This window comes from Vibrio sp. Isolate34 (genome assembly GCF_022397915.1).
GTDB lineage: Bacteria > Pseudomonadota > Gammaproteobacteria > Enterobacterales > Vibrionaceae > Vibrio.
The window spans coordinates 53,367-70,972 of record NZ_JAKEUO010000010.1 but is presented as its reverse complement, the minus strand read 5'-3'; the positions used below and the strand labels follow the sequence as shown (position 1 = coordinate 70,972).

Sequence of the window (17,606 nt, the reverse complement as noted above, 5' to 3'; positions counted from 1 at the left end):
AATTTAAAGGATTACACATGACATTGTGGAAACGCACATTAATAGCTGTCGCAGCGACTTGTACTTTATCGACAAGCTACGCAGCGCCTGTTGAACTCGACAGCGTAAAAGTGATCGTGAACGAAGGCGTGATTTTACAAAGCGACATCGATGCTTCGATGAAGACGCTACGCGCAAATGCTAAGAAAAGTGGTCAAACATTACCGTCGCAAGATGTGTTGAATGAACAAGTGCTAGAAAAACTGATCATCGATACGATTCAAACTCAAGAAGCGGAACGTATCGGTGTTCGTATTGATGATGCTCGGCTTGATCAAGCAATCGAAGGCATCGCAAAAGACAACAACCAAACTGTAGAACAACTTACCGCATCGGTTGCTGAAGAAGGTCTTAGCTACAACGCTTTTCGTGAGCAAGTAAGAAAAGAAATCGCAGCAAGCGAAGCTCGTAACGCTCTCGTTCGTCGTCGTATCAATATTCTTCCTGCAGAAATAGATAACCTTGCGGACATCTTGGCTCAAGAAACCAATGCTACCGTTCAATATAAGATCGGTCACATTCAACTCCGCTTTAATGATGACCAAACAAAGGAAGAGCTAGAAGCTCAAGCTAAAGATTTAGTTGAAGAGCTAAACTCAGGCAAAGACTTCAGCACCATGGCTTATACTTACTCTAAAGGCCCTAAAGCACTGCAAGGTGGTGATTGGGGTTGGATGCGTAAAGAAGAGATGCCAACGATTTTTGCAGACCAAATCAAAATGCAGAATAAAGGCAGCATTATCGGCCCATTCCGCAGCGGTGTAGGCTTCCACATTCTAAAAATTGAAGATGTGAAAGGCCTAGAAACGGTCGCGGTAACTGAGGTGAATGCCCGCCATATCTTGATTAAGCCAACTGTCATCTTAAGTGATGAGGGTGCTAAAGAGCAACTTGAAGAGATCACGCGTCGCGTTAATGCTGGTGAAGCGAGCTTCGGCGACCTTGCTCAGCAATACAGCCAAGATCCGGGTTCAGCGGTTCAAGACGGCGAGCTAGGCTACCAAACACCTGACTTATACGTACCAGAATTCAAGCACCAAGTAGAAACGCTACCTGAAGGTAAAATCAGCGCGCCATTTAAGACTGTCCATGGCTGGCACATCGTTGAAGTACTTGACCGTCGTGAGGTTGACCGTACAGATTCAGCGTTAAAGAACAAAGCTTACCAAATTCTATTTAACCGTAAGTTCAACGAAGAAGCCGGAGCTTGGCTGCAAGAGGTAAGAGCAAGTGCCTTTGTTGAAATGGTTGAGGACGACCAAGATGACAACTAAACGTATTGTCATTACCGCGGGTGAGCCAGCAGGGATCGGACCAGACTTAACTCTGGCGCTATCTCAAGAGAGCTGGCCTCATCAACTCGTGGTTTGTGCCGATAAAACACTGCTAGCCGAGCGAGCGAAAATCCTAGGTATAGACGTAGAACTACTGGACTACGACGCAGATGCAGCTAAGCAACCACAACGCTCAGGCACACTGGTTGTGAAACATGTTCCACTCGCTGAAACGGCTGTTGCTGGCCAACTCAACGAGGCTAACGGTCATTACGTATTAAATACTTTAGAAACCGCAGCAATTGGCTGTATGAATGATGAATTTGATGCTATTGTCACCGGCCCCGTTCACAAGGGTGTAATTAACCGAGCTGGCGTTGCTTTTAGCGGCCATACCGAGTTCTTTGCAGAGAAGTCCAATACACCGCTCGTGGTGATGATGTTGGCAACAGAAGGGCTACGTGTTGCACTAGTAACAACACATATCCCACTAGCTTATGTATCTCAAGCCGTAACCGAAGACAGATTAGAGCAAATTATTGCGATTCTGAATAAAGACTTGGTTGAAAAGTTTGCTATTGAGAAACCAACTATCTACGTATGTGGCTTGAACCCACATGCAGGTGAAGATGGTTGTTTGGGTCGTGAAGAAATAGAAACCATCACCCCTACGCTAGAAAAAATTCGCCAAAAAGATGGCATCAATTTAGTTGGCCCATTGCCAGCAGACACCATCTTTAATGAAAAATATTTGCAAGATGCAGATGCTGTTTTAGGTATGTATCACGATCAAGTACTCCCGGTATTGAAATACAAAGGGTTTGGTCGCTCAGTGAACATCACGCTTGGCTTGCCGTTTATTCGCACATCAGTCGATCACGGTACCGCCTTAGACTTGGCAGGGAAAGGCCAAGCCGATACAGGGAGCTTTAGAACAGCGCTCACGCACGCCATTGAATTAGTAGAGAAAAAGCAATGAGAAATGATGTCCACTTAGGACACAAAGCGCGTAAACGTTTTGGTCAAAACTTCCTTAACGATCCATACATTATTGATGGCATCGTATCGAGCATTAACCCACTACCAGGTCAAAACCTAGTAGAGATCGGCCCTGGTCTAGGCGCTATTACTGAGCCTGTGGGTAAGCTTGTCGATAAATTTACTGTTATCGAATTGGATAGAGACCTTGCAGAACGTCTTCGTAACCATCCGGATTTGGCTGATAAGCTAACAATCCGTGAAGGCGATGCGATGAAGTTCGACTTCCAAGAGCTTGTTAAGCCAAACAATAAGCTACGCATCTTTGGTAACTTGCCATATAACATCTCTACGCCGTTGATGTTCCACCTTTTTGAATTTCATAAAGACGTGCAAGACATGCACTTTATGCTTCAAAAAGAAGTGGTTAACCGTTTGGCGGCAGGTCCAGGCAGCAAAGCTTACGGTCGTCTTACTGTAATGGCTCAATACTACTGCAAAGTAACACCAGTGCTAGAAGTGCCACCAACGGCTTTCGTTCCGCCACCGAAAGTAGACTCAGCAGTTGTACGCTTGCAGCCATACGAAGTGTTACCTTACCCAGCAAAAGATCTAAAATGGTTAGATCGTGTTTGTCGTGAAGGCTTTAACCAACGTCGTAAAACCGTTCGTAACTGCTATAAGAGCTTAATCGATAAGGAAGTGCTTGAAGAACTTGGTATCAACCCAAGTATGCGTCCTGAGAACTTAACGCTCGAGCAGTTTGTCGACATGGCAAACTGGCTGCACGACAGTCACAACGCTGATAAATAAATAAAAAAGGCTCCTACACTTCGGTTAGGAGCCTTTTTTATGTAATACTTTAATTACATTAAGTATACCAACAACAAAAGGTGCGAATATGGATATATCTACGCCTTGTATCAAATGCCAGGTTCACTCTAAATACATAGAAGAGCAATCAGAACCAACGAAGAACCGTTACGTCTTCGCCTATATCATAACCATCAAAAACCTAAGCAAAACAACGGTGCAGCTAATGTCTCGCCGCTGGTTGATTACCGACTCTAACGGCAAGCAACTCACCATTGAAGGTGATGGCGTGGTTGGACAACAACCCGTAATCGAAGCCAACGACGAATACACTTACACAAGCGGCACTGTCATCGAAACCCCTGTGGGGGTTATGCAGGGCCACTATGTGATGACCGATAACAAAGGCATTGATTTCATCACTGAGGTCGATCCATTCAGACTCGCGATCCCGAACATTCTTAATTAGTCATACTTCAGCATCTACAGGAAAATACTGTGTCGAATTATATTGTCGGAGACATCCAAGGATGCTTCGACGAACTTCAACTCTTACTTGAAACCGTTAAATTTGATAAGCAAAAAGACACTTTGTGGGTCGCTGGTGACTTGGTCGCAAGGGGCCCTAAGTCACTTGATACACTCAGGTTTATCAAGTCTTTAGGAGAATCTGCGAAGGTGGTATTGGGCAATCATGACCTACACCTGCTCGCGGTCTCGCTTGGTCTTTTTCCAGCAAAGAAGAAAGATCAAACTCAGCAGATCCTAGATGCTGATGACAAAGACGAGTTGCTTGAATGGCTTAGAGAACAGCCATTGATGCAAGAGCATGATCAATTTGTCATGACCCATGCGGGTATATCTCCGCAATGGACAGTAAAGCGAGCTCGTAAAGAGAACAAAAAGATTACAAGTCTATTGCGCTCAAAGAGATGGAAGTGGCTGATTGAGAACATGTACAGCAACGCTCCTGACTTATGGTCGAAAGAGCTAAGCGATATAGAGCGTTATCGATACGCGATCAATAGCTTTACGCGTATGCGCTTCTGCTTTCCTGATGGGCGATTAGACATGGGATGCAAGCTTCCTCCTAAAGAGGTCACAGACAACGAATACATTCCTTGGTTCGATCTTCCTCAAAGAGTTCAGTTAGATAAAACCGTACTATTTGGGCACTGGGCGGCACTTGAAGGCTATAACGGAAAAGATGTGATTGGGCTTGATACTGGGTGTGTTTGGGGCGGAGAGCTAACGGCACTTCGCTGGGAAGACAAACAGTTTTTTACTCAAAAAGCGTTATAGATATACGAAACACTTACGCTACTCGTGCAGCAGCGCAAGTGTTTTTAAATGAGGACTTAACGCTCGAGAATCACAAACTCCATGTTGTGTTTGTTTTTCTCATCCGCTTGATACGTATCATTAAAGCTCTGCTTCCAACCTTCTCCCCAGTCTGGGAATTGAGTGTCGCCATCGACATCAAAATCGATATAGGTCAGATACAACTTATCCGCTTTAGGTAGGCAGCTTTCATAGATTGAACCACCACCGATGATCATCACCTCTTCAACATCACTAACAAGCTCCAGAGCATTTTCAATAGAAGTAACCGTCGTCACCCCTTCGATCTCTAAGCTCTCATCGCGGCTGATCACAACGTTCAATCGACCTGGTAGAGGACGCCCAATCGAATCATAGGTTTTACGCCCCATCACGACAGGTTTTCCCATCGTTGAGCGCTTGAACCATGCGAAGTCCGCAGGCAAATGCCAAGGCATCTGATTGTCTTTACCTATTACACGGTTGTTTGCCATTGCTGCAATCATGCTGATGATCATAAATCGAAAGTCCTGTCCTTAACTGAAGAAAATGGATGCTAGACGATAGGTCTACGACGGTAGAATAACAGCCCAGGCACAGCTAAGCCAACAGCCAGTCCGGCGATAATGAACATCGATTTCAAAAAGTTCTCCATCAACATTGCCAGCAATTCAGGGCTATATCCTGCTCTGTTAATCTCAACCATGGCAATCATCGCTTTAAAGGCAAATACACCCGGCACCATTGGAATCAAAGCTGCGACCGTAAACACCTTAGGGTGCGCTAACAATTTATGCGACCAATGGACGCCGATCATGCCTACTATTGTCGCGGCAAAGAAGGTGGCCCACTCAATAGGAATACCAAAGTGCATCATAAGATAACGACTACCGTGGCCGATAGAGCCGCCCAGAGCACAATAAATTAAGGCGCGTTGTGGAACATTAAATACCAATGCGAATCCTACAGCAGGAATCGCGGCAAAAAACATATCGTTGAGCAAACCCAGAAACAATTCAAAAAGACTCATTAGCTCGCCCACCCCCAAACATCAGACAAGCTCATCGCCGCGACAATACCTAAGCTTGTCGCAAGTGTTAGCAAACTAGCCATAGTAAAACGCGCCAAGCCCATGTTTATGTGACCTTTAAGCATATCTGCAACGGAGTTTATTAGAGGGAAACCGGGGACGAGCATTAATACTGATGAAGCCATTACGATTGTTGGCTGACCACCGATATTGTAAAGCACAGCCTGAGCCGAGATGGTGGTGGTAACGAATGCTGTGATAGCAAAGTTTAGTAGCGGATTGAAATGGCGATGACCAATCTCTTGTCTGACGATCATGCCACAAGCCGAGGCAATGAAGGTCATCATGAAGACCTGCCAATCACCTCCTGCAAGACGACTAAAAGAGGCACACGACAGCCCGATCATCACGACCACTATCCAGCGGTTATAACGTTCAGGGCTGATGCTTTGGATCTTTTTATACGCCAATCCATAATCGAGAATTCCTTTCTCCATCATGATACAAACTCGTTGAATGTCGGTGATCACTTGCATGTTAATACCACGATCAGCACAACTTCGAGTGGTGGTGATACAGTGATCATTCATCACAGTTGTGACCACAAGCGCATTGGCTGACAGTGCGACTTCAACTTCGTCGACTCCACAAGCGATGCCAATGCGGCGCATGATGTCGCCAACTAAAGTGCTTTCTGCGCCGTGCGCCAATAACATTTGTCCAGACTGAGCGACCAATCTTGAGATCGCCCTTTGCTTTGATGCCATGATTTCCTTCCCATAGGCGTTAAATAGTTAGAATAAATTCTGCATTAAAATCTGACAGTACATAATGATTTAGATACAAAAAAACCGCAATTTTCATTGCGGTTTAATAAAACTATCGGCGTTCTTTAGAAGAAGCGACCGAAGTGTTCACAAGAAATTCGAGGATTAGTCACGAACGTAGATAACATGACCGTCATCTTCTTCGTCGTCCCAATCATCCCAGTCGTCATCATCTTCAGTAACGACATTCTTACCACTCATCGCATCTTTATGGTAGTCATCCCACATAAAGTCTACTTTTTCTTCTTCTTCAACTTCTTCAATTTCACGAGGTAGGTTCTCCATGAACTCACCTAGTTTGAAACAAAGATCTTTGGTGCCCATTTTGTTCACAGCAGAGATCTTGAAGTATTCGCCTTCCCAACCTAGAGCATCGATGATTTCTTGAATCTTTTCGTCTGCTTCTTCTTCAGGCATTAGGTCAACTTTGTTGAATACTAACCAACGAGGTTTTTGTGCCACTTTTTCGCTGTATTGCTCAAGCTCATCGATGATCGTCAGTGCGTTCTGAATAGGATCAGATTCATCGATCGGCATAATATCGATCATATGAAGCAGAACGCGACAACGCTCAAGGTGCTTCAAGAAACGAATACCAAGGCCAGCGCCATCAGCCGCACCTTCGATTAGGCCTGGGATATCGGCTACTACGAAGCTCTTCTCAGGAACCACACTCACCACACCCAAGCTTGGGATCAAAGTGGTGAACGGGTAATCCGCTACTTTTGGTTTCGCTGCAGATACAGAACGAATAAAAGTAGATTTACCTGCGTTTGGTAGGCCAAGCATACCAACGTCAGCTAGTAGAAGAAGCTCTAAACGTAGTTCACGAACTTCACCTTTAGTACCCATTGTCTTTTGACGAGGAGCACGGTTAACAGACGATTTAAAACGCGTATTACCAAGACCGTGCCAACCACCTTTACCAACCATTACTTTCTTGCCGTGTTCAGCAACTTCAGCAACGATTTCATTGGTGTGGATATCAACTGCACGAGTACCTACTGGTACTTTCAGCGTAATGTCTTTACCACGTTTACCAGTACAGTTACCGCCGCGACCATTCTCGCCACGCTCTGCATTGTAAAAACGTTGGAAACGGTAATCGATCAATGTGTTTAAGTTCTCATCCGCTTGGATGTAAACATCACCACCGTCACCGCCGTCGCCGCCATCAGGACCACCTTTAGCGACGAATTTTTCGCGCCAAAAGCTTACTGTACCATTACCGCCATCACCGGCTTCTATTTTTACTACCGCTTCATCAACGAATTTCATTTTTTAACTCCGCACTTACGTTGCGTTACCACTCATCATGGAGTGATATAAATTCTAGCAGATCCGTGTTTAGATCGATCACCTAAGATCTAGGCCGACCTGCAACCAAGGAACAAAGAAGGAGAGGTTCTTTGCTTTAAGCTTATTAAAGCTAAGACAAGAGCGTCTGCTTTTTTATTCTCGCTATAAATAAAAAACCCTGCCGAATCGGCAGGGCTTTTGAATTCAGCTTGAAAGCTATTAAAATAATCTAGTTAAAGATTAAATTACTCAGCTTCGATGCTTACAAACTTACGGTTTTTAGGACCTTTAACAGCAAATTTCACTTTACCTTCAGTAAGAGCGAAAAGAGTGTGGTCTTTACCGATGCCAACGTTTGTGCCAGCGTGGAACTTAGTACCACGTTGACGAACGATGATGTTACCTGCAAGAACAGATTCACCACCAAAACGCTTAACACCAAGACGTTTGCTTTCTGAATCGCGGCCGTTATTAGTAGAACCGCCAGCTTTTTTATGTGCCATTGTTAAACTCTCCTAATACTTAAGCGTTAATGCCAGTGATTTTCACTTCAGTGAACCACTGACGGTGACCAGCTTGCTTACGCGAGTGCTTACGACGACGGAACTTAACGATTTTTACTTTATCGCCACGACCGTGTTGTACTACTTCTGCAGTAACCTTGCCACCTTCAACAAGAGGTGCACCAACAGCGATTTCTTCGCCGTTAGCAACAAGAAGAACTTTATCAAATTCAACAGTTGCACCAGTTTCAACGTCTAATTTCTCTAAACGAAGTGTTTGACCTTCGCTTACTCGGTGTTGTTTGCCACCAGATTGGAAAACAGCGTACATATTTTACTCCGCTTTTTCCGCACAGCCTATGGTTGTTATTTGTACAACTCGGGTGTGCGCTAAACTAATCAATAGGGCGCAGATTCTACGGGAATCATGGCGCTATGACAAGCCATATTTTTAAAAAATTGGCGAAAACCTGTTCGCCAAAGAAAAGTGCGGCAATCATGCCCTTTAGCGATGTATTAATCAACGTTTTTTAGTGTATTATTCAACAATTAAATACAACGTATAAGCCTTACAGGGTCTAACTTCAGCCGGATGAACAATGGATTTTAAAGCTATCCAAACGCTTACTGCCAATGATATGGCAAAAGTGAATGAAACAATTCAAGCCCAACTTAATTCTGACGTAAGTTTAATCAACCAGCTTGGTTTTTATATCGTTAGCGGCGGTGGTAAACGCCTACGCCCTTTGCTTGCTCTTTTATCTGCTCGCGCTCTTGGTTACCAAGGTGAAGCTCATATCACCTCTGCAGCCTTTATCGAGTTTATTCACACAGCAACCCTACTTCATGATGATGTCGTCGACGAATCGGACATGAGACGCGGTAAAGCGACAGCCAACGCAGCCTTTGGTAATGCTGCTAGCGTTTTGGTGGGTGACTTTATTTATACTCGCTCGTTCCAAATGATGACAACGCTAGGATCTTTAAAGATCCTTGAGTTAATGAGTGAGGCGGTAAACGTGATTGCCGAGGGTGAAGTTCAACAATTAATGAACTGCAATAACCCAGACACCACAGAAGAAAGCTACATGCAGGTGATCTACTCTAAGACTGCTCGCTTGTTTGAAGCTGCGACCCAAATTGGCGCGATTCTTACTGAGTCGTCACCTGAAATCGAAACGGCTATGCAGAACTACGGTAAGTACCTAGGCACCGCATTCCAACTGATTGACGATGTGATGGACTACACTGCTGATGGTAAAGAGATGGGTAAGAACGTTGGTGATGATCTTGCTGAAGGCAAACCAACGCTGCCTTTACTATATGCAATGCACAATGGTTCTGCTGAACAGGCAAGCATGATTCGTGAAGCGATTAAACAAGCCAACGGAATGGAGCGTCTCGACGACATTATGTCTGTAATGAAAGAGACAGGCTCATTAGAGTACACGACTAATAAGGCCTATGAAGAAGCCGACAAGGCGATTGCTGAGCTTTCTGTACTGCCTGACTCTGAATATAAGCAAGCACTGACCACACTTGCGCACTTGGCTGTTAAACGCAGCAAGTAACTTTGTAGACCGTCTTCTAGATAGACAACATTACATAGATAATAAAAAAGAGCCGTGAAGGCTCTTTTTTGATCCTCACGAAAATCTTTCCAAATCGACTTTCAGTAACGGCTCGACTCTAACGACAACGGAAGTTGAGCTTCGACTTCTTCTATCTCTTCCAGCGGCACTGCATACTGCTCGTGGCTGTTGTATGACTCAACCAGCGCAAATTGCTCTTGTTCATCGATAACGAGGATCTTTCCTAATCGACCTAAATGGAAATGGACGTTCATTCCTTTCTGAATACGGCTCATAATTGCTGCTCCACTCGAATCTATAAAACACTATTTACGAATGAGGCAAATCCAAGGATCAAAAAAGCCGATCATAATGACCGGCTCTTATTAGCAATTTTAACCTGAGTTAAATGCTGTATCGCTTATTTAGCGAATTCAACACCAATCTCGATATCACCATTTAGCGTTTCTAGCATGCTGTCTAGAGCGTTACGTTCGAAGTCGCTCAGTTCGCCGTAGCTAAGAATCGCTTCTGCGCCCTCTTTACCTAGCTTAACTGGTTGAGCGAAGAATGGTGCGTGCTCGCCTTCGCCTTCAACGTATGCACACTCAATCACGTTCTCTTCGCCTTGAAGAGCTTTCACTAGTGCAAGACCGAAACGACAAGCCGCTTGACCCATAGACAGTGTCGCACTGCCGCCGCCAGCTTTAGCTTCTACTACTTCAGTACCCGCGTTTTGGATACGAGTCGTTAGTGCTGCGATTTCTTCGTCAGTGAACTCTACGCCTTCAACTTGAGAAAGTAGAGGAAGGATAGTTACACCTGAGTGACCACCGATTACAGGAACACGGATGTCGCCTGGATCTTTATCTTTCAGCTCAGCGACAAACGTTTCTGAACGAATTACATCAAGAGTCGTAATACCGAATAGACGACGCTTGTCGTAAACGCCTGCTTTCTTAAGTACTTCAGCAGCGATTGGCACTGTTGTGTTTACTGGGTTAGTGATGATACCAACACAAGCAGTAGGACAAGTAACTGCGATTTTCTCTGCAAGAGACTTAACAATGCCAGCGTTCACATTGAAAAGATCCGCACGATCCATACCAGGCTTACGAGCAACACCTGCAGAAATAAGCACAACATCCGCACCTTCTAGTGCTGGAGTTGGATCTTCACCCGCGTAACCTTTGATCGAAACAGGCGTTGGGATATGGCTAAGATCGGCAGCGACACCCGGAGTTACCGGTGCAATGTCGTAAAGTGCAAGATCTGAACCAGCAGGCAGGCGGTTCTTAAGTAGTAGGGCTAGGGCTTGACCGATGCCACCAGCGGCACCAATAACAGCTACTTTCATTGTTATTCTCCTTGAGAGCTTTCTCTTATAAATTCTTTGTAGGGTAATTCTTGAGCTAAATCTAAGTTAAAAAACTAAATTATCGCTAAAAAACTATATTAATCACAAAGTGATTACAATCAATTAACGCTAGCTTTGCGACTTCGCGCAAGTCAATAAAACCGTGCTACACAGCAAGTTCGCATTATGGCGATAATCGACTGAAATAACAAAATAAGTCGTCGCAAATAACACATTATTCTATTAAATATTTACAGTGATATGACTAACAAATTACAGGGATGTTTTGGCTAAAATTGAATATGTATGCGAGAATATGCAAACATCTTTGTTAATGAATAAGAATGACATATGCGCAATACAGAAAAGCAAGACAACTTAGTTCGTGCATTTAAAGCCTTACTAAAAGAAGAACGTTTTGGCTCACAAGGCGAAATTGTAGATGCCCTAAAACACGAAGGTTTTGAAAGCATCAACCAATCTAAAGTCTCGCGTATGTTAACCAAGTTTGGTGCTGTTCGAACTCGTAACGCGAAAATGGAGATGGTTTACTGTCTTCCTGCTGAACTAGGTGTCCCAACCGTTTCTAGCTCGCTAAGAGAATTAGTCTTAGATATTGACCACAACAATGCATTGGTGGTGATACACACAGGTCCTGGTGCTGCTCAACTAATCGCTCGTTTGTTAGACTCACTAGGTAAGTCGGAAGGCATACTGGGCGTAGTCGCAGGTGATGACACTATCTTCATTACTCCAACGTTATCAGTTACCACTAAGCAACTGTTTGATTCAGTGTGCGAACTGTTTGAATACGCAGGATAATTGATCGCTGTTTCATAACGATCAGCCTTATTAATGGATCACGAACATCTATTTGCTTCGTGATCCAAATCACATCCTAGAATATCTACCTCCCCTGCCTCCGAATAACACTAAGCCATTGATTTAAAAAACTCAGTAGCAAATTAAACACGAGATCTACGCATCATTTGTTAGATTTTTTAGCTATATCTTTTAACATTCGAGTAATTTTCTGCCAATTTTTGATATTATTCAGCCACTTTTTCATCACATGGATTGAAAAAGGTGCCGTTTCCAAATAGGAAACTCCAGAAACAACTACACTTGTTTCAGGGTTAATAATGAATAAAGGAAGGGAAATTCATGGCATTTACCAAACTTATTAAAGTTGGTGCTATTGCAGCTGCTGTAATGGGCGCTGGCGCTGTTAACGCTCAAGAGTTCATCACGATTGGTACTGGTTCAGTTACGGGTGTTTACTACCCAACTGGTGGTGCAATTTGTAAGCTAGTGAACAAGGGCCGCAAAGACCACAACATTCGTTGTTCTGTAGAGTCTACTGGTGGTTCAATCTACAACGTTAACACCATCCGTGCTGGTGAACTCGATTTCGGTGTTGTTCAATCGGACTGGCAATATCATGGCTACAACGGTACAAGTAAGTTCAAAGATCAGGGCGAATACAAGAAACTTCGCGCGATGTTCTCTCTACATACAGAACCGTTCAACATCATCGCTCGTACCGATGCTGGCATCAACAATGTGTCTGACCTAGCAGGTAAGCGTGTAAACATTGGGAACCCAGGTTCTGGTGACCGTGCAACTATGGGCGTTGTAATGGACGCTATGGGTTGGACTAACGACAGCTTCAAACTGGCTTCTGAACTTAAAGGTTCTGAGCGTTCACAAGCACTTTGTGATAACAAGATTGATGCATTCATCTACATGGTTGGTCACCCGAACGGATCAATCAAAGAAGCAACAACGTCTTGTGATGCAAAACTGGTTTCAGCAACGGGTCCACAGATCGACAAGATCGTAGCTGAAAACCCATACTACGCTTACAGCACAGTTCCTGCTGGCATGTACCGTGGTACTGACGCTGACGTAAACAGCTTCGGTGTTGCTGCAACTATGGTAACAACTTCAGACGTTTCTGAAGAAGTTGCATACAACGTCGCTAAGGCAGTATTTGAAAACTTTGACACTTTCAAACGCCTACACCCAGCATTTGCTAACCTGAAGAAAGAAGACATGGTTAAAGCGGGCATCTCTATCCCTCTTCACCCAGGTGCAGAGAAATACTACAAAGAAGTGGGCCTTCTAAAGTAACTCGACTTTAAGCCTACTACACCAATAAGGAGGCCAGCCCTCCTTATTGGCTTTTCGCGTTTTATAAAAATAACCTAATTGAAAAAAGCAAACTTTTAAGTTTCTCCAATTTGGCGAACTTACCTTCGTATCAAGCCTAAGACAAAGACGAACAAACAAACGCATTTCCCTATCCATTCACTACACTAGATAGGAAATAAATAACGTCTCGTTGTTCGTAAGAAAGGCAGACCATCAATAATAAGGATAAAGTACATGACGCAGACAACATCACCGTCTCCAGATGTGCAAGAAATGGTGGCACAATCAGACACTGGTGCGCGTAGCCCTCGCGGTGTCCAAGGTCGTATTTTATGGTTTGTGCCTCTATGTTGGTCACTGTTCCAACTTTGGTATGCATCTCCGCTGCCGTTCATTTTTAACTTCGGAATTTTAAACGACACTGAAGCTCGAGCAATTCACCTTACCTTTGCTATTTTCCTAGCATTTACCGCTTATCCAGCGATGAAGAACTCGCCGCGGGACTATATCCCGGCAGTCGACTGGGTATTAGCGCTTGTTGGTAGCTTTTCAGCTTCTTATATCTACATTTTCTACACCGAACTTGCTGGCCGTTCTGGTGCTCCAACAACGTTTGATATTGTTGCAGCGGTATTTGGTATGGTTCTACTGCTTGAAGCAACACGACGCGCTTTAGGTCCACCTCTTATGGTTGTGGCGGCAGTATTCCTACTTTACACCTTTGGCGGTCCACACATGCCAGAAGTTATCGCCCACAAAGGTGCGAGCCTGAACAAGGCAATGTCGCACCTGTGGCTAACAACGGAAGGTGTATTCGGTGTAGCTCTTGGCGTATCAACGTCATTTGTATTCTTGTTTGTACTGTTTGGTGCAATGCTAGAACGTGCGGGTGCTGGTGCTTACTTCATCAAGGTTGCATTCTCTCTGCTTGGTCACATGAAAGGCGGCCCAGCAAAAGCAGCCGTTGTAGCCTCTGGTTTATCAGGCCTCGTATCAGGTTCATCTATTGCAAACGTGGTAACCACGGGTACCTTTACTATCCCACTAATGAAGCGTGTTGGTTTCCCGGGTACAAAAGCTGGTGCTGTAGAAGTAGCGGCTTCAACCAACGGTCAGCTAACACCACCTATCATGGGTGCTGCGGCATTCTTGATGGTTGAGTATGTGGGCATCTCGTATGTGGAAGTTATCAAAGCAGCGTTACTGCCAGCTCTGATTTCCTACATCGCTCTAATTTACATTGTTCACCTAGAAGCATGTAAAGCAGGAATGACTGGCTTACCTCGTCGTCACACACCAACTATCGTACAAAGCTTACTGTCTTTCACTGGCACCATTTTAGGTCTCTGTGTTATCAGTGCCGCAGTTTACTACGGTGTGGGTTGGACGAAAGATGTGTTTGGCGATGCGGCAACACCAATCGTAACGGTGGCGCTATTAATCGCTTATGTTGCTCTGGTTCGCGTATCTGCAAAATACGCAGCTGAAGGCGGTATGGAAATCGATGCAGACTTGAAAGAAGTTCCAGATCCAGGTCCAACGATTAAATCTGGCCTTCACTTCCTACTGCCTATCGTAGTACTAGTTTGGTGTTTAACGGTTGAACGTTTCTCTCCAGGTCTATCTGCATTCTGGGCAACAGTATTCATGATTTTCATTTTGATCACTCAGCGTCCTTTAATGACTCTGATGAACAAATCTGATGATCTTGCAGAGCAAACTAAAGCCGGTTTCGTTGACCTAGCAGAAAGCTTGGTTTCAGGTGCACGTAACATGATCGGTATCGGTGTCGCGACAGCTGCTGCAGGTACGGTTGTAGGCGTGGTGACTCTGACGGGTATCGGTCTTGTAATGACGGATTTCGTTGAGTTTATCTCAGGCGGTAGCATCATTCTTATGCTGCTATTTACTGCGGTAATCAGCTTGATCCTAGGTATGGGCTTACCAACCACAGCAAACTACATCGTTGTATCAACGCTAATGGCTCCGGTAATTGTTACTCTGGGCGCTGCGCACGGTCTAATCATCCCACTGATTGCGGTGCACTTATTCGTGTTCTACTTCGGTATTCTTGCCGATGACACACCTCCAGTTGGTCTGGCAGCGTTTGCTGCAGCCGCGATTGCGAAATCCGATCCGATTCGTACAGGTATTCAAGGCTTTACCTACGATATTCGTACCGCGATTCTGCCATTTATGTTCATCTTCAACACCCAACTCCTGTTGATGGGTATTGATTCTTGGTGGCACTTAGCGCTGACGATTTTCTCTTCTGTGACTGCGGTTCTTATCTTTGCTGCAGCAACACAAGGTTGGTGGTTCACGAAGAACAAGTGGTGGGAAACGATTCTACTTATCGTTCTGACCTTCTCTTTCTTCCGCCCAGGTTTCTGGTGGGACATGATCTATCCAGAGAAAGTTCTTTCACCTGGAGTTGAGATCGCTCAAATCACAGAAAATCTATCTGTGGGACAATCACTTGAATTGAGAGTAGGTGGCGAAAACTTAGAAGGTAACTATTCTGAGAAGACGGTTCGCCTTCCATTTGAAGATTCTGCGAAAACAAGTGAAGACCGTATTGCTTCCATGGGCCTAATGCTGACACAAGCCGACGACAAGATGATTGTTGATATGGTTGAGTTTGGCAGCCCAGCAGAAGCAGCCGGCATTGACTTTGATTGGGAAATTAAATCCGTTATCCAAGACGCAGATCGACCGATGAAAGAGTGGGTATTCTTGCCTGCCCTACTGATTTTGATTGGTTTAGCGATGAACCAAAGAAGGCGTGCTCGTAAGGATGAGATTAGCGCGTAATGGATAGGGCCAAGTAGTGTTCAACTCTATTTGGCTTTTTTACTACATGGAAAAGATAATTACAGCGTTTGGTATGTACTAAGCGCTGCTCAAAAAGAGACGAATACATGTATAGACAAATCCTTGTTCCCGTTGATCTTAACGACAAAGGCTTTTCAGACAAAGCTGTGGAGCTAGCGGTATGGCACGCAAAACACAGCAATGCTGAGATTCACATTCTGAACGTACTACCTGGCATTCACATGTCGATGGTGGCGTCTTACTTCCCGAAAGATGCAGCGAACCAAATGAAGCTTGATGTTAAAAATCAGCTGAAAGAGTTTGCCGACAAACACATCGACGATGAAGTGGTTTACAAAGTTCATGTTGCTGAGGGTAAAACCTACGCAACCATTCTCGATTACGCAGAAAAGCTTGGCGCCGACCTTATTGTGATGCCTAGCCATAAGCGTTCGAAAATCGACAAAGTGGTACTGGGTTCTGTTGCGAGCAAAGTGGTACAGAACTCACCAATCAATGTATTGGTGGTTAAGCCGCAAGGCTAAATCACTTAATCAACACACCATCTAAAAAGGTTGGCCAACAAGCCAACCTTTTTTGTTTTAACTCATGCTACATAGCTTTAGAGTGAATTCACTATGTTTTGTGGGCGACCCGCGATAAAGCCATCAATATTGTCCATTAAGATATCAGACAGCTTTTGAATCGAGCTGTCACTGCCCCACGCCACATGTGGAGTGAGTAATAAGTTCGGTAAGTGGCTATTAGCTAACAGTGGATTTGAGTTGTCGGCTGGCTCTTGTGTGAATACATCCATACCCGCTCCGGCAATCTCATTGTGTTTAAGAGCCTCGATTAGGGCTTGCTCGTCGACCAATCCACCACGCCCCGCATTGATCAATACCGCGCTTGGTTTCATCATGGCTAGCTCGTGATCCGAAATCAGATTTCGCGTCGCTTCAGTCAAAGGACAATGTAGGCTGATCGCATCCGCTTGCTGTAATACCGTTTCAAAAGGCAGATAGCCTTCTCGACAAGCCTCTGCCCCTTTTCGCTCAGCAAAGATGACATTCATACCAATCGCTTTAGCTAATATCGCGGTTGCTTGTCCTAAGCTGCCACTGCCCATTAAACCCAATGTGCTGCCCGCCACGTCTTGAATCGGATGAGTAAAGAAGCAGAATTGCTTGTCCTTTTGCCACTCACCCGCCTCAATGTCTTTATGATAACCAACAAGGTTTCGTTTAAGAGCGAATAGCATTGCGATGACATGCTCAGGAACAGATTGAGTCGCGTAGCCTTGTACGTTTGTCACTGCGATATTATTAGACTTGCAATATGCCACATCGACATTGTTAACACCTGTCGCAGAAACAGCGAGCAGCTTAAGTTGATGTGCTTGGCCCAAATTCGATCCATTGAGCACCACTTTATTGGTGATCACGACATCAGCACCTTCAACTCGCTCTGAGACTTGCTCGGGAGTTGTGAAATCATATTCAATCCATTCATGTTCAAAGCTAAGAGGTTTTAAATTGATTTGAGATGGGATGGTGGCTCGGTCGAGAAAGACCACTTTCAGCTTCGGCATTGTACTTCCTTGGATAAGTCGATTGGTTACTCGTAT

General features: G+C 44.6%; 19 protein-coding genes. 10 read left to right on the top strand and 9 right to left on the bottom strand.

From position 1 onward, the window contains the following. Positions 1-17: 17 nt before the first annotated feature. From surA to L1D22_RS12440, 5 genes are all read left to right on the top strand, one after another. A complete protein-coding gene (gene surA, locus L1D22_RS12460; RefSeq protein ID WP_239830040.1) occupies positions 18-1,313 on the top strand; it encodes a peptidylprolyl isomerase SurA in 1,296 nt (431 codons plus the stop codon). After that, on the top strand, positions 1,303-2,292 hold the full coding sequence (gene pdxA / locus L1D22_RS12455) for a 4-hydroxythreonine-4-phosphate dehydrogenase PdxA (protein ID WP_239830039.1): 990 nt from the start codon (positions 1,303-1,305) through the stop codon (positions 2,290-2,292). Before surA ends, pdxA begins: the two co-directional genes overlap by 11 nt. Beyond that, complete coding sequence (gene rsmA / locus L1D22_RS12450) at positions 2,289-3,104, top strand: 16S rRNA (adenine(1518)-N(6)/adenine(1519)-N(6))-dimethyltransferase RsmA (RefSeq protein WP_017632191.1); 816 nt, start codon at positions 2,289-2,291, stop codon at positions 3,102-3,104. The genes pdxA and rsmA overlap by 4 nt, the downstream gene beginning before the upstream one ends. Before the next feature lie 88 nt (positions 3,105-3,192). Further along, positions 3,193-3,573 (top strand): Co2+/Mg2+ efflux protein ApaG, encoded by a 381-nt coding sequence (gene apaG, locus L1D22_RS12445; protein WP_004735899.1) that lies wholly within the window; start codon positions 3,193-3,195, stop codon positions 3,571-3,573. A 29-nt stretch (positions 3,574-3,602) separates the two neighbouring features. After that, on the top strand, positions 3,603-4,406 hold the full coding sequence (locus tag L1D22_RS12440) for a symmetrical bis(5'-nucleosyl)-tetraphosphatase (RefSeq protein ID WP_239830038.1): 804 nt from the start codon (positions 3,603-3,605) through the stop codon (positions 4,404-4,406). A 56-nt stretch (positions 4,407-4,462) separates the two neighbouring features. Here L1D22_RS12440 and folA read toward each other — a convergent pair whose 3' ends face one another. The 6 genes from folA to rplU all read right to left on the bottom strand — a co-directional run bounded on the left by folA (position 4,463) and on the right by rplU (position 8,414). After that, positions 4,463-4,942, bottom strand: coding sequence for a type 3 dihydrofolate reductase (folA, locus tag L1D22_RS12435; protein ID WP_017632189.1), 480 nt, complete (start codon positions 4,940-4,942; stop codon positions 4,463-4,465). 38 nt (positions 4,943-4,980) lie between these two features. Continuing rightward, the gene (locus tag L1D22_RS12430; RefSeq protein WP_239830037.1) at positions 4,981-5,454 is read right to left on the bottom strand and encodes a threonine/serine exporter family protein; all 474 of its coding nucleotides are present in this window, start codon (positions 5,452-5,454) and stop codon (positions 4,981-4,983) included. Then, complete coding sequence (locus L1D22_RS12425; protein WP_239830036.1) at positions 5,454-6,221, bottom strand: threonine/serine exporter ThrE family protein; 768 nt, start codon at positions 6,219-6,221, stop codon at positions 5,454-5,456. Before L1D22_RS12425 ends, L1D22_RS12430 begins: the two co-directional genes overlap by 1 nt. Positions 6,222-6,386: 165 nt before the next feature. Beyond that, positions 6,387-7,559, bottom strand: a complete 1,173-nt coding sequence (gene cgtA, locus L1D22_RS12420; protein WP_017632186.1) for an Obg family GTPase CgtA — start codon at positions 7,557-7,559, stop codon at positions 6,387-6,389. A 266-nt stretch (positions 7,560-7,825) separates the two neighbouring features. Then, positions 7,826-8,083, bottom strand: a complete 258-nt coding sequence (gene rpmA / locus L1D22_RS12415; protein ID WP_004735905.1) for a 50S ribosomal protein L27 — start codon at positions 8,081-8,083, stop codon at positions 7,826-7,828. Between the two features lie 19 nt (positions 8,084-8,102). Beyond that, positions 8,103-8,414, bottom strand: coding sequence for a 50S ribosomal protein L21 (gene rplU, locus L1D22_RS12410; protein WP_004740823.1), 312 nt, complete (start codon positions 8,412-8,414; stop codon positions 8,103-8,105). 268 nt (positions 8,415-8,682) lie between these two features. Between rplU and ispB the strand changes: the two genes are divergently transcribed. Continuing rightward, positions 8,683-9,654, top strand: coding sequence for an octaprenyl diphosphate synthase (gene ispB, locus L1D22_RS12405; RefSeq protein WP_239830035.1), 972 nt, complete (start codon positions 8,683-8,685; stop codon positions 9,652-9,654). A gap of 101 nt (positions 9,655-9,755) precedes the next feature. Here the strand turns inward: ispB and L1D22_RS12400 are convergent, their stop codons facing one another. Continuing rightward, positions 9,756-9,950: a hypothetical protein gene (locus L1D22_RS12400; RefSeq protein WP_102432791.1), complete on the bottom strand. Its 195-nt coding sequence runs from the start codon at positions 9,948-9,950 to the stop codon at positions 9,756-9,758. A gap of 125 nt (positions 9,951-10,075) precedes the next feature. Then, positions 10,076-11,011 (bottom strand): malate dehydrogenase, encoded by a 936-nt coding sequence (gene mdh, locus L1D22_RS12395; RefSeq protein ID WP_009847834.1) that lies wholly within the window; start codon positions 11,009-11,011, stop codon positions 10,076-10,078. Between the two features lie 351 nt (positions 11,012-11,362). Here mdh and argR point away from each other — a divergent pair, with 351 nt between their 5' ends. From argR to L1D22_RS12375, 4 genes are all read left to right on the top strand, one after another. Further along, on the top strand, positions 11,363-11,833 hold the full coding sequence (gene argR, locus L1D22_RS12390; RefSeq protein WP_004740827.1) for a transcriptional regulator ArgR: 471 nt from the start codon (positions 11,363-11,365) through the stop codon (positions 11,831-11,833). 342 nt (positions 11,834-12,175) lie between these two features. Then, positions 12,176-13,144 carry a TAXI family TRAP transporter solute-binding subunit gene (locus tag L1D22_RS12385; RefSeq protein WP_017630725.1) on the top strand — a complete coding sequence of 323 codons (969 nt, stop codon included), beginning with the start codon at positions 12,176-12,178 and terminating at the stop codon, positions 13,142-13,144. Positions 13,145-13,399: 255 nt separating this feature from the next. Continuing rightward, positions 13,400-15,979: a TRAP transporter permease gene (locus L1D22_RS12380; protein ID WP_239830034.1), complete on the top strand. Its 2,580-nt coding sequence runs from the start codon at positions 13,400-13,402 to the stop codon at positions 15,977-15,979. Between the two features lie 107 nt (positions 15,980-16,086). Next, entirely contained in the window at positions 16,087-16,524 is a 438-nt protein-coding gene (locus tag L1D22_RS12375; RefSeq protein ID WP_017630727.1) for a universal stress protein, read from the top strand. 77 nt (positions 16,525-16,601) lie between these two features. Here L1D22_RS12375 and L1D22_RS12370 read toward each other — a convergent pair whose 3' ends face one another. Beyond that, positions 16,602-17,570 (bottom strand): D-2-hydroxyacid dehydrogenase, encoded by a 969-nt coding sequence (locus tag L1D22_RS12370; protein WP_239830033.1) that lies wholly within the window; start codon positions 17,568-17,570, stop codon positions 16,602-16,604. Between the last annotated feature and the right edge of the window lie 36 nt (positions 17,571-17,606).